General features: G+C 61.4%; 13 protein-coding genes. 8 read left to right on the top strand and 5 right to left on the bottom strand.

The genetic code is table 11. From position 1 onward, the window contains the following. Nucleotides 1-44: 44 nt before the first annotated feature. Nucleotides 45-530, bottom strand: coding sequence for a CS1 type fimbrial major subunit (locus AD663_RS04900; RefSeq protein ID WP_003178420.1), 486 nt, complete (start codon nucleotides 528-530; stop codon nucleotides 45-47). A gap of 435 nt (nucleotides 531-965) precedes the next feature. Here AD663_RS04900 and AD663_RS04895 point away from each other — a divergent pair, with 435 nt between their 5' ends. From AD663_RS04895 to purT, 4 genes are all read left to right on the top strand, one after another. Next, a complete protein-coding gene (locus AD663_RS04895; RefSeq protein WP_003178419.1) occupies nucleotides 966-1,535 on the top strand; it encodes a PadR family transcriptional regulator in 570 nt (189 codons plus the stop codon). Further along, nucleotides 1,532-2,317 (top strand): siderophore-interacting protein, encoded by a 786-nt coding sequence (locus AD663_RS04890; RefSeq protein ID WP_003178417.1) that lies wholly within the window; start codon nucleotides 1,532-1,534, stop codon nucleotides 2,315-2,317. Before AD663_RS04895 ends, AD663_RS04890 begins: the two co-directional genes overlap by 4 nt. A 229-nt stretch (nucleotides 2,318-2,546) precedes the next feature. Continuing rightward, the gene (locus tag AD663_RS04885) at nucleotides 2,547-3,014 is read left to right on the top strand and encodes a hypothetical protein (RefSeq protein ID WP_003178415.1); all 468 of its coding nucleotides are present in this window, start codon (nucleotides 2,547-2,549) and stop codon (nucleotides 3,012-3,014) included. Between the two features lie 101 nt (nucleotides 3,015-3,115). After that, nucleotides 3,116-4,297: a formate-dependent phosphoribosylglycinamide formyltransferase gene (purT, locus tag AD663_RS04880; protein WP_003178413.1), complete on the top strand. Its 1,182-nt coding sequence runs from the start codon at nucleotides 3,116-3,118 to the stop codon at nucleotides 4,295-4,297. 239 nt (nucleotides 4,298-4,536) lie between these two features. On the opposite strand, the gene AD663_RS04875 is transcribed toward purT, so the two are convergent. Beyond that, nucleotides 4,537-6,951 (bottom strand): glucose/quinate/shikimate family membrane-bound PQQ-dependent dehydrogenase, encoded by a 2,415-nt coding sequence (locus tag AD663_RS04875; RefSeq protein ID WP_003178411.1) that lies wholly within the window; start codon nucleotides 6,949-6,951, stop codon nucleotides 4,537-4,539. A gap of 463 nt (nucleotides 6,952-7,414) precedes the next feature. Here AD663_RS04875 and AD663_RS04870 point away from each other — a divergent pair, with 463 nt between their 5' ends. Beyond that, the gene (locus AD663_RS04870; RefSeq protein ID WP_003178410.1) at nucleotides 7,415-7,645 is read left to right on the top strand and encodes a VF530 family DNA-binding protein; all 231 of its coding nucleotides are present in this window, start codon (nucleotides 7,415-7,417) and stop codon (nucleotides 7,643-7,645) included. Between the two features lie 3 nt (nucleotides 7,646-7,648). Next, on the top strand, nucleotides 7,649-8,317 hold the full coding sequence (locus tag AD663_RS04865) for a Pr6Pr family membrane protein (protein WP_003178408.1): 669 nt from the start codon (nucleotides 7,649-7,651) through the stop codon (nucleotides 8,315-8,317). Nucleotides 8,318-8,475: 158 nt separating this feature from the next. On the opposite strand, the gene AD663_RS04860 is transcribed toward AD663_RS04865, so the two are convergent. Genes AD663_RS04860 through AD663_RS04850 form a run of 3 tightly spaced genes read right to left on the bottom strand, consistent with a single transcriptional unit; the run spans nucleotide 8,476 to nucleotide 9,822 of the window. After that, entirely contained in the window at nucleotides 8,476-8,685 is a 210-nt protein-coding gene (locus AD663_RS04860) for a DUF1289 domain-containing protein (RefSeq protein ID WP_003178406.1), read from the bottom strand. Beyond that, nucleotides 8,682-9,206 carry a gamma carbonic anhydrase family protein gene (locus AD663_RS04855; RefSeq protein WP_003178404.1) on the bottom strand — a complete coding sequence of 175 codons (525 nt, stop codon included), beginning with the start codon at nucleotides 9,204-9,206 and terminating at the stop codon, nucleotides 8,682-8,684. The genes AD663_RS04860 and AD663_RS04855 overlap by 4 nt, the downstream gene beginning before the upstream one ends. 16 nt (nucleotides 9,207-9,222) lie before the next feature. Beyond that, nucleotides 9,223-9,822, bottom strand: coding sequence for a CoA pyrophosphatase (locus AD663_RS04850; RefSeq protein WP_003178402.1), 600 nt, complete (start codon nucleotides 9,820-9,822; stop codon nucleotides 9,223-9,225). A 145-nt stretch (nucleotides 9,823-9,967) separates the two neighbouring features. On the opposite strand from AD663_RS04850, the gene AD663_RS04845 reads away from it, so the two are divergent. After that, the gene (locus AD663_RS04845; protein ID WP_053213361.1) at nucleotides 9,968-10,519 is read left to right on the top strand and encodes an NUDIX hydrolase; all 552 of its coding nucleotides are present in this window, start codon (nucleotides 9,968-9,970) and stop codon (nucleotides 10,517-10,519) included. Between the two features lie 42 nt (nucleotides 10,520-10,561). Next, entirely contained in the window at nucleotides 10,562-11,068 is a 507-nt protein-coding gene (locus AD663_RS04840; RefSeq protein ID WP_003178398.1) for a murein L,D-transpeptidase family protein, read from the top strand. The last annotated feature ends 301 nt before the right edge of the window (nucleotides 11,069-11,369 follow it).

Here is an 11,369-nt window from a genome sequence, read left to right as displayed (position 1 = left end):
AATGCCCAGGCAATGAGGTGAAACTCACCGGGCATCGAGCGGCATCAAGGGCGCGGCACGGCGTCGAAGATCACGGTCATGTCGGCGGTGTACAGGCCGTTCTGGGTATCCAGGGGCTTGTCCGCAACGATGGTCATGTCAGCCTGGGTACCTGGCGTGGAGGTTGCGTCATCCACCACTTCCTGAGGGGATGCAGTCAGGGTGATGCCGTTGAACTTGGTGGTCAGGGCGATGGCGTCACGGCCGTTGTACAGCGCTGCCGGGCCACCCTCGATGTAGGCATGGACCGAGCCGTTGGTGTTTTTCACGTCGAAGGTCTGGCGCAGGGAAGTCAATGTGCCCGCGACCAGGTTGTAGCTCATGACTTCATCCTTACCGAAGTTCGGGTCACGCGGCTGTACATGGAACTGCAGCGTCGGGATGTTCGCGGTGATGTGGATCGAGGACCGAGCATCGTCGACGGCGAACGCCGCCGAAGAAGCCAGGGCAGCAGCAACCAGAGCAGTACCGGATACGAGTTGTTTGAGCATGTTGTTAACACCTGTTCTTAGCATAAAGAGAAGGGTTGAAGTTGCAGCCCAACAACCACTTGGCCTGCCCCTTCAACGCCGGGGCATGATCGGCTCTCTTCAACTAAAAAAAAGCAGGCAGATTCCCACAGGCGCGTAGTAAAACCAGCACGCGAGTTGAGGAAAATTCTTCGCAATTTTATTAAAAATTAGTTTGGATGTAAGAAAAAACCCACATAGCCAGGCCCGCCGCGGCCTTGATCAAAGTCAAGAGAAAAAGGCGAAAATCCCATCATCCGCATGCATGTAACATTCAGGTAAGGTCTTACTTAATTACAAATAGTGCGACGCAACGCTCGATATATCTTAGTTGCAGATTTAATCGAGCGCCAAAGACATATCGCCAAATAAAAAGATACATCTAAGTGCTAGCTTATGCCGAACGGAGAACAGCCTATGAGAGCCCCTTACTTGCATGCCAAACACGATCAGGATGGTTTTGAACAACGCCCGGCTGGCCGTGAGCGTGGCAGCCGCGGACCACGTGTCTTCGCCTCCGGCGATTTGAAATTGCTGTTGTTGGCATTGATTGCCGAACAGCCTTGCCACGGCTATGACCTGATCCGCCGGATCGAGGGCATGTTCGACGGCGCCTACAGCCCCAGCCCCGGGGTGATTTATCCGACCCTGAGCTTTCTGGAAATGACGGCAATGATCAGCGGTAGCACGGAAAGTGGTAAAAAGTCCTACAGCGTGACCGACGCCGGACGTCTATTCCTTGAAGCACAAGCCGCCGCACTGGATGAGATGTGGGTGCGCATCGAGGCCAGCAAGCGCATGTTGCAGGGCCATGACCGTCCACCGCAGATCCACGAAGCGGTGTATAACCTGCGGCATGCGTTGCAACAGCACCCGGGTTGCTGGAGCCCGGAAGAAGTCCTGAGGGTCTGCGACCTGCTCAACGACACCGCCAAAGCCATCATCGACGGGGCCGATCGCCCTTCTGTTTCGGAGTCAAGCCAATGACTGATGTCGATCCAAATACCATTCACCGCGTCAACCACGAGATCAAGCGTCGCCGCCTGCAAGTGCTGCGGGTGCAAGACCTGACCCCGCGCATGCGCCGCATCACCGTCGGCGGGTCGGAACTGGCCGGGTTCGTCAGCCTGGGCACGGATGATCACGTGAAGCTGCTGTTCCCGCAGAGCGCCGAGGAACACGCCGCCCTGGAAAATTTCAACCCCAGCGCCGGCAAGGCCCAGGGTCCGATGCCGGAAATGCGCGACTACACCCCGCGCAGCTATGACCTGGACAGCCTGGAGCTGGTCATCGATTTCGTGCTCCACGGCGATGGCCCTGCCTCGACCTGGGCAGCCCAGGCGGCGCCCGGGCAATACCTGTATATCGCCGGGCCACGGGGCTCGATGGTCGTGCCGGACATTTTCGACAGTTACCTGCTGATCGGCGACGAAACCGCCCTGCCCGCCATCGCCCGCCGCCTCGAAGGCCTGGCGCCGAACCGGCGTGCCCTGGTGGTGGTGAAAGTGGAAAACGGCGCCGAGCAGCAGGTCCTCAAGAGCCCGGCGCAGTTGCAAGTGATCTGGGTGTTGCGCGAAGGCCGCCAGAACAACCTGCTGACCACCGTGCAACAGTTGGATATCCCCGACGGCAAGCTGTACGCCTGGGTTGCGACCGAAAGCAAGGTGTCGCGGCAGATTCGCAAGGTGTTGCTGGAGGAGAAAGGCTTGGATCAGGATTTCGTGAAGGCTGTGGGGTATTGGAAGGCGGAGGGTAGCGAGGAGGATTGACGGACGGTGTTCTGGCCCCTATTGGCTGAACACAAGCCCCGTGGCGAGGGAGCTTGCTCCCGCTGGGCTGCGCAGCAGCCCCCTCTCAAAGCCACTCAATCAACCTGATCCACCGAGTTGCCTGGATTTGGGGCCGCTTCGCGGCCCAGCGGGAGCAAGCTCCCTCGCCACGGGGGCTATCGTTGCCCTTGAGAGTTTTACCCGACACCCCACCAGAGATCCCCACCCCATGCTCTTCCTGATCGCCTACATCAGCAGCGTCGTGCTGATCAACTTCGCGTTTTCCGCCGCACCGCACCTGGACATCATCTGGTCGGCGTGGGGTGGGCTGGTGTTTATCCTGCGGGACATGGTGCAGACCCGCTTCGGCCATGGCGCCATCGCGGCGATGCTGGCGGCGCTGGTGTTGTCCTACGCCACGTCGGACCCGACCATTGCCTTGGCCAGCGCCACCGCGTTCGCCGTGTCGGAGTGCATCGACTGGCTGGTGTTCACCATCACCAAACGCCCGTTGCATGACCGGCTGTGGATCAGCTCGGCCTTGAGCATTCCCCTGGATACGTTCATTTTCTTCGGCCTGATCGACGCCCTGACGCCGGCCGTGGTGATCACCGCCCTGGCCTCGAAATTCGCCGGGGTCACGGCTGTCTGGCTGATCATGGCCTGGCGTTTACGCAAGCAAACCGTCGCCAGCTGAAGCCAAACCCCGCGGTTCATGTAAAATGCCGCGCTTTCTCCCATGGGAAGCTCGCCCGGCGCGCGCCCCTCGATGATCCGCTCCTGTTTGAGGACCTTCAGATGACCCGTATCGGAACTCCATTGTCGCCCACCGCGACCCGCGTTTTGTTGTGTGGCAGCGGTGAGCTGGGCAAGGAAGTGGTGATCGAACTGCAACGCCTGGGCGTTGAAGTGATTGCCGTGGATCGCTACGCCAACGCGCCGGCCATGCAAGTGGCCCACCGCAGCCATGTGATCAACATGCTCGACGGCGCCGCCCTGCGTGCCGTGATCGAGGCCGAGAAGCCGCACTTCATCGTGCCGGAAATCGAAGCCATCGCCACCGCGACCCTGGTGGAACTGGAGGCCGAAGGCTTCACCGTGATCCCCACCGCCCGCGCCGCGCAGCTGACCATGAACCGTGAAGGCATCCGTCGCCTGGCCGCTGAAGAGCTGGGTCTGCCGACTTCGCCATATTTCTTCGCCGACACCGTCGAAGACTACCGCACGGCCGTCGAGACCCTGGGTTTCCCGTGCGTGGTCAAGCCGGTGATGAGTTCATCGGGCAAGGGCCAGAGCCTGCTGCGCAGCGTCGATGACGTGCAGAAAGCCTGGGATTACGCCCAGGAAGGCGGCCGGGCCGGCAAGGGCCGGGTGATCATCGAAGGTTTTATCGATTTCGATTATGAAATCACCTTGCTCACCGTGCGTCATATTGGCGGCACCACCTTCTGCGCGCCGGTCGGCCACCGTCAGGAGAAAGGCGACTATCAGGAATCCTGGCAGCCCCAGGCCATGAGCCCGGTAGCCCTGGCTGAATCCGAGCGCGTCGCCAAAGCGGTGACCGAGGCCCTGGGTGGTCGTGGCCTGTTTGGCGTCGAGCTGTTCATCAAGGGTGACCAGGTGTGGTTCAGCGAAGTTTCGCCACGCCCCCACGACACTGGCCTGGTGACGCTGATTTCCCAGGACCTGTCGCAGTTCGCCCTGCACGCCCGCGCGATTCTCGGCCTGCCGATCCCGTTGATACGTCAGTTCGGGCCTTCGGCTTCGGCGGTGATCCTGGTGGAAGGCCAGTCGACCCAGACCGCTTTCGCCAACCTCGGCGCCGCCCTGAGCGAACCGGACACTGCCCTGCGCCTGTTCGGCAAACCGGAAGTCAACGGCCAGCGTCGCCTGGGCGTGGCCCTGGCCCGCGACGAATCCATCGAAACCGCCCGCGCCAAGGCAACCCGGGCTTCGCAGGCGGTGAAGATCGAGTTGTAAGGCTGGCACACCCCCCGTGGCGAGGGAGCTTGCTCCCGCTGGGGCGCGCAGCGGCCTCAAATATTCCCAGGCGACTCTGTGTGTCTGGAAAATCCAGGGGGCTGCTGCGCAGCCCAGCGGGAGCAAGCTCCCTCGCCACGAAAGCAGAGCAAGCTCCCTCGCCACGCTATGTGAAATTGAAGCCATAAAAAAGGCGACACCCGCAAAGGTGTCGCCTTTTTTATGGGTGCCGGTCGGGCTTAATCCGGCAGTTTGTAGGCGATCACATAGTCACCCTGCTTGGTGCCCAGGGAACCGTGGCCGCCGGCGACGACCAGCACATATTGCTTGCCGTCCTTGCCGGTGTAGGTCATCGGCGTGGTCTGGGCGCCGGCTGGCAGGCGGCCTTCCCACAGTTGCTTGCCGTTTTTCACATCATAGGCGCGCAGGTACTGGTCAAGCGTACCGCTGAGGAACGCCAGGCCGCCGGCCGTGGTGAACGTACCACCGAGGCTCGGCACGCCCATGCTCAGCGGGATCGGTACCGGCGAACTGTCACGCACGGTGCCGTTCTTGTGCTTCCACAGGGTCTTGTTGTTGGTCAGGTCCACCGCCGCCACGTAACCCCAGGCCGGCGCCTGGCAAGGCAGGCCCATGGGCGAGAGCAACGCTTCGAGGATCACGCCATAGGGCGCGCCCTTGTTTGGCTGCACGCCTTCGGTTTCGCTCTTGCGACCCGGGCCACCGGCCACTTCTGTCGCCGGCACGAGCTTGGACTTGAACGCCATGTAGCTCGGGTTGACGAAGGCAATCTGGCGCACGGGGTCAACCGAGATGCCACCCCAATCGAACACACCGAAGTTGCCCGGGTAGACAATCGAGCCTTGCAGCGACGGCGGCGTGAACATGCCGTCATAGCGCAGCGACTTGAAGTCGATCCGGCACAGCATCTGGTCGAACGGGGTCACGCCCCACATGTCGCGTTCCTTGAGGACCGGCGGCACGAAGTTCAGGTCGGACATCGGTTGGGTCGGCGAGGTGTGATCGCCTTCCACCGCGCCTTGCGGCACCGGGATTTCCTTGATCGGGATGATCGGCTGGCCATTGCTGCGGTCCAGCACGTAGATGCTGCCCTGCTTGGTCGATGCCAGTACTGCCGGTTTGACGCCGTCGGCGGTCTTCATGTCCATCAGGGTCGGTTGACCGCCCACGTCCATGTCCCACAGGTCGTGGTGAGTGAACTGGAAGTACCAGCGCACCTTGCCGGTGGCGATGTCCAGGGCAGTCAGGCCGGCGGAATATTTTTCCGACTCCGGAGTGCGCAGGCCGCCGAACTGGTCAGGGGTCTGGTTGCCCATCGGCAGGTAGAGCATGCCGAGTTTTTCATCGACGCTGAACATGGACCACATGTTCGGCGAGTTGCGGGTGTAGGTCTGGCCTTCGGCAATCGGCGTGGTGTCGTCCGGGTTGCCGCTGTCCCAATTCCATACCAGCTTGCCGGTGTGCACGTCGTAGGCGCGGATCACACCGCTTGGCTCGTCGGTGGAGACGTTATCGGTGACGTGGCCGCCGATGACTACCAGATTCTGGGTCACCGCCGGTGGCGAGGTGGAGTAGTAGCCACCGGCCGTGAAGCCGCCGATGTTGGCGCTCAGGTCGATCTGGCCTTTGTCGCCGAAGTCTTCGCACATCTTGCCAGTGTCGGCATTGAGGGCGATCAGGCGCGTGTCGGCGGTCGGCAGGAAGATCCGCCGAGGGCATACGGTGCTGGCCGGCGTGGTGCTGGCGGTGCCGGTCGGGCTCTGTTCGGCCGAGGCGTACACGGCGTCATCGTGATAGCTCACGCCACGGCAGGTCATGTGGGCCCAACCCTTGAAGTTTTCCGCTTTTTGCGTGGAAAGTTTCGGATCGAAACGCCAGATTTCCTTGCCGGTTTCCGGCTCCAGGGCAATTACCTGGCTGTGGGGCGTGCATACGTAAAGCATGCCGTTGACCTTCAGCGGGGTGTTTTCCGCCGTGGTCTCGCCCGGGTCGTTCGGCCCTGGCAGATCGCCGGTGCGGAACGTCCAGGCTTCTTTCAGCTTGCTGACGTTTTGCGGGGTGATCTGCGCCAGCGGCGAGTAACGGTCGCCGTGGGCGCTGCGGCCATAGGAATTCCAGTCACCGTCCTGCATGGCCGGTGCGGTGTTGGTCATGCCTGGCACGGCGTCGCGGTCCAGTTGGCCTTTGATTTCACCCGGGTTGGTGAATTGGCTGGCCAGTGCGGCGATACCGGCAATCACCACGGCGGCGCCCAGGGCACGGGTGCCCATGGGCGAGGCATCGGTGGTCAGCAGCGGACGGCGGAACCACGGCAACAACAGGACGATGCCGAGGGCAAACAACATTGCCAGGCGCGGCACCAGTTGCCACCAGTCCAGGCCCACTTCCCATAAGGCCCACACGGTGCTGGCGAACAGCACCAGCGCGTACAGGCCCAGGGCCGCGCGACGGGCCATGATCAGCAGCACGCCAGTCAGCGCCAGGCCGATACCGGCCAGCAGGTAATACCACGAACCGCCAAGCGTGCTCAGCTTGACACCCCCGGCCAGCAGGGCCAGGCCCATCAATAGAAGCAGAATGCCGAGCAAGCTCGGTAGCAGACGGCTTCGACTCAAAGCACCCTCAGCGCTCATAGTGTGTTCTCCGTGATGTTTAAAGAGTCCCCGCAGGTAGTCACTTTAGATGACGATCCTGCGCGGGCATGGTTCAGTTGAAAAAAGCAAATTCGGTTGGCAGCGTCCCTGTGGGAGCGGGCTTGCTCGCGAATGCGTCGGATCAGTCAACCAAGGGCTGAATGGAAAAACCGCTTTCGCGAGCAAGCCCGCTCCCACAGGACAGCGCTGTCTTGCCTGGAAATTGAAGTGCTGTAAAACAGCTCTAGCCCGGCCAAAGAAACGTTTCAGCAAGCGGCGCAAGGATAAAGTTCTGTTTCCAATAGAGAAAGCGTTTTTACTGACATGGATCATCTCGGATTCGGTAACAGTGCGCCCCCACAGGGCAACGGTCTGCGAGGCGACGGCGAAGGCTATGCTTCCACCACAACGGCACCTCGGCTAAGGTGCGCGGCTTTACCCCCTTTTCGCCCGAAGGCCTCCCATGACCGAACCGAACAACAACCCGCTGCACGGCGTGACGCTGGAGCAGATCCTCAACACGCTGGTGCAGCATTACGAGTGGTCGGGCCTGGCCGAACGCATCGATATTCGTTGCTTCAAGAGCGACCCGAGCATCAAGTCGAGCCTGACCTTCCTGCGCAAGACGCCGTGGGCACGGGAGAAGGTCGAGCGCCTGTACATCAAATTGATGCGCACTAAACGGCCGGTTTGAGCCATGGACACGGGCGTCGCTCGTCGCCTCACGCTGCGCCAGCGTTTCGTGTCGGTCGCGGCGCTGCTGGGTTGGGCGGGCTTGAGCATTCAGCTGTACCTGATCCTGATCGGCCGCTGGACGTTGGGTGCCAGCCTACTGGGCGGGCTGGTGAACTTTTTCAGCTTCTTCACTGTGCTGACCAATACGCTGGTGGCGGTGGTGCTGACGTGGGAGCTGACCCCACGCGAATCCAGCGCCCGCCGCTGGTTCCTGCTGCCCAGTGTTCGCAGCGGCATCGCCGTCAGCATCGCCCTGGTCAGCCTCGCCTATAACCTGCTGTTGCGACACCTGTGGCAACCCGGAGGCTGGCAGTTCGTGGCCGACGAGTTGCTGCACGACGTGGTGCCGCTGCTGTACCTCATCTATTGGTGGCTGTGGGTGCCCAAAGGCACTTTGCGCCTGGGCCACATCGGGCTTTGGGTGATCTATCCCTTGGTGTATTTCGGCTATGTGTTGCTACGGGGGGATTTACTGGCGGCTTACCCCTACCCTTTCATCGACGTGGCGAACCTGGGTTATCCACAGGTGTTCATCAATGCCGGGGGGATTTGGTTGGGGTTTGTCGGGATTGCGCTGGCGGTGGTGGGGTTGGATCGGTGGTTGGGGCGGCGGCCATCTAAAGCCGTGTGAAATATCTTTGTGGCGAGGGAGCTTGCTCCCGCTGGGCTGCGCAGCAGCCCCCCTCGGATCTGCCAGCCGCACCGAGTTGCCAGAGTGTTATTGGGGCTGCTTCGCAGCCCAGCGGGAGCAAGCTCCCTCGCCACAGGGGGTGTGTACACAAATAGATATCAAGGCCGTGCAGGCAACATCCACACCAACCCACTGGCCTTGGCCCGTTCATGACACAACGCCAAGACGCCGCGCCGCTCGTCATTGTCCATCCGGCTCCAGCGGGTGATTTCCGTCACGGTGCGCTGGCAGCCGGTGCAGATGTCGTCCTCGTCCAGCGCGCAGACATTCACGCAGGGCGAGCGAACCGGGCGTTCGGGCGTGCTCATTGTTCCTGCTCGGCCAGATCGCGCGCATAGCGTTGGGCGTTATGAACGTAGTGGGCCGCGCTGGCCTCGAGCATTTTCTTCTGGGCTTCGGTCAATTCCCGCACCACCTTGCCGGGCGAGCCCATCACCAGGGACCCGTCGGGGATCTCCTTGCCTTCGCCGATCAGCGAGTTGGCGCCAATGATGCAGTTCTTGCCGATTTTCGCGCCGTTGAGAATCACCGCGTTGATGCCGATGAGACTGTAGTCGCCCACCGTGCAGCCATGGAGCATGGCGTTGTGGCCGATGGTCACGCCGGTGCCGATGGTCAACGGGAAGCCCATGTCGGTGTGCATCACTGTGCCGTCCTGCACATTGCTGTGCTTGCCGATCAGGATCAGTTCGTTGTCGCCGCGCAGCACGGCGTTGAACCACACGCTGGCGCCCTCTTCGAGGCGGACCTTGCCCACCAGCGTGGCGTTGGGCGCGACCCAGCTTTGTGGGTGGGTTTCGACACGGGCATCGCCCAAGCGGTATTTCATGAGGATCCTCTGGGCATCAGGTATTGATGAAGCTCTTGGGCGGTTTGTGCAGGTCGATACCCGCGTCGAACAACAGGTTGACCAGCTCGACGATCATGATCGCCGTCAGGCCCCAGATCTTGTATTCACCAAAGCGGTAGCTGGGCACGTACCAACTGCAGCCCTGGTAATCGATACGGTGCGTGTGCTCGCGGGGATCCTTGCGGAAAAACTCCAGCGGCACGCTGAACACCGCGGCGATCTCGGCATCGTTGGCCTGATATTCGACGTAGTCCGGAATCACCCCGACATAAGGCGTGACCTTGATCCCATGCAGGGAGATCAACGGGCTGAGCGGGCCGATCACTTCCACCAGGCCGGGGGGCAGGCCGATTTCTTCCTCGGCTTCGCGCAGGGCGGTGAAAATCAGGTCCGGGTCTTCCGGGTCGCGGCGCCCGCCGGGGAACGCCACCTCGCCGCCATGGGTCGAGAGCCCACTGGCGCGCAGGGTCAGGACCAGCTCCGGTTCGTCACTGCGGGTGATCGGCACCAGCACGGCAGCTTCAGGGAAACGTCGGTCGGCCTGCAGGTCACGTGGGGTATGGTTGCTTACTCGATGCAGTAGCTCGTCCAGCATGAGACTTCTCGATTTATTCGCTACCTTGCATCATGCACCAATCATTCAAGCGGCCCAACCCCCGCACCGCGTTGTGTCGCGAAACGACAACTTGCCGCACCGGCCCACGCACGCCAAGATAGGCGCAGCATTCAGGAATCCAAGCATGAAATTCTGCAGCCAGTGCGGTAACCCGGTGACCCAGCGCATACCCGAAGGCGACTCGCGCCTGCGCTTTGTTTGCGACACCTGCGACACCATCCATTACCAGAACCCCAACATTGTGGCCGGTTGCGTACCCACCTGGGGCAGCAAGGTCTTGTTGTGCCGGCGCGCCATCGAGCCGCGGCGCGGTTACTGGACGCTGCCGGCGGGCTTCATGGAAAACGGCGAGACGGTCGAACAGGCCGCCGTGCGCGAAACCGCTGAAGAAGCCTGCGCGCGGGTGCGAAATTTAAGCATCTATACGCTGATTGACGTACCGCACATCAGCCAAGTGCATGTATTCTTCCGCGCCGAGCTGGTGGACGAAGATTTCGCCGCTGGGCCCGAAAGCCTGGAAGTGAAACTGTTCGAAGAAGCGGACATTCCCTGGGATGAACTGGCGTTCCGCACGGTGGGCCACACCCTGGAATATTTCTATGCGGACCGCCAAGCCGAGGATTACCCGGTGCGATCCGAATCGATTCCGCCACTGGCCCAGCCTGCCAATACCTGACAAAACCCATATAGCCGCGACACCTTTAGGGATATCGTTTCAATGCGTTGGTTGCTTGTCCTGTTCTGCTTGTCGTTTACCGCCGTGTCCCAGGCCTCTGCCGTAGGCACTTATAACGGCAAGCCCATCGAAAAAGTGCTGGTGCTCAAGTCCGCCCATCAATTGCAATTGATCAACGACGGCAAGCCGCTCAAGACCTATCGTATTTCCCTGGGCAAAGGCGCCAAGAAAGGGCCCAAGCTGATCGAAGGCGACAAACGCACCCCCGAGGGTTTCTACTGGATCGACTGGCGCAAGACCAGCGATCGCTTTTACCTGTCGATGCACATCTCCTACCCCAACATCGCCGACGCCGCCCGCGCCCGCCGCGAAGGCGTGGAGCCGGGGGGCATGATCATGATCCACGGCACGCCGGACTCAGAAGAAAACCCTGAACAATTGTTCCACACCTTGGACTGGACCGATGGCTGTATTGCCATGCGCAACGTGGATATGCGCGAAGTCTGGAACCTGGTGCCGGATGGCACCATGATCGAGATTCGTCCGTAGCCCCTCGCCACAAAGGCTTTCTGGCCCGGCAGCAAATCTTCGTTGCCTGACCTGGCCTCATCGCACCCCTGCCCGGAACGCTACCCGGGCGGATCTGACAGGCCACTGCCTATGTGGCGAGGGAGCTTGCTCCCGCTGGGCTGCGCAGCAGACCCAAGGCAGTCGAACTCAACTTGCCTGACACACTGGGTTGTCAGGTTTTAGGGCCGCTTCGCGCCCCAGCGGGAGCAAGCTCCCTCGCCACAAAGGCTTTCTGGCCCGGCAGCAAATCTTCGTTGCCTGACCTGGCCTCATCGCCCCC

Origin of the sequence: Pseudomonas sp. Q12-87 (assembly GCF_001269755.1) — a bacterium.
Lineage (GTDB): Bacteria > Pseudomonadota > Gammaproteobacteria > Pseudomonadales > Pseudomonadaceae > Aquipseudomonas > Aquipseudomonas fluorescens_S.
This window is presented reverse-complemented; position numbering and strand designations above follow the sequence as displayed.

Coding starts and splice junctions, on each gene's coding strand:
- AD663_RS04890 (WP_003178417.1), top strand. CDS start 1,532: ATGACTGATGTCGATCCAAATACCATTCACCGCGTCAACCACGAGATC.
- AD663_RS04900 (WP_003178420.1), bottom strand. CDS start 530: ATGCTCAAACAACTCGTATCCGGTACTGCTCTGGTTGCTGCTGCCCTG.
- AD663_RS04845 (WP_053213361.1), top strand. CDS start 9,968: ATGAAATTCTGCAGCCAGTGCGGTAACCCGGTGACCCAGCGCATACCC.
- AD663_RS04850 (WP_003178402.1), bottom strand. CDS start 9,822: ATGCTGGACGAGCTACTGCATCGAGTAAGCAACCATACCCCACGTGAC.
- purT (WP_003178413.1), top strand. CDS start 3,116: ATGACCCGTATCGGAACTCCATTGTCGCCCACCGCGACCCGCGTTTTG.
- AD663_RS04860 (WP_003178406.1), bottom strand. CDS start 8,685: ATGAGCACGCCCGAACGCCCGGTTCGCTCGCCCTGCGTGAATGTCTGC.
- AD663_RS04885 (WP_003178415.1), top strand. CDS start 2,547: ATGCTCTTCCTGATCGCCTACATCAGCAGCGTCGTGCTGATCAACTTC.
- AD663_RS04875 (WP_003178411.1), bottom strand. CDS start 6,951: ATGAGCGCTGAGGGTGCTTTGAGTCGAAGCCGTCTGCTACCGAGCTTG.
- AD663_RS04870 (WP_003178410.1), top strand. CDS start 7,415: ATGACCGAACCGAACAACAACCCGCTGCACGGCGTGACGCTGGAGCAG.
- AD663_RS04855 (WP_003178404.1), bottom strand. CDS start 9,206: ATGAAATACCGCTTGGGCGATGCCCGTGTCGAAACCCACCCACAAAGC.
- AD663_RS04895 (WP_003178419.1), top strand. CDS start 966: ATGAGAGCCCCTTACTTGCATGCCAAACACGATCAGGATGGTTTTGAA.
- AD663_RS04865 (WP_003178408.1), top strand. CDS start 7,649: ATGGACACGGGCGTCGCTCGTCGCCTCACGCTGCGCCAGCGTTTCGTG.
- AD663_RS04840 (WP_003178398.1), top strand. CDS start 10,562: ATGCGTTGGTTGCTTGTCCTGTTCTGCTTGTCGTTTACCGCCGTGTCC.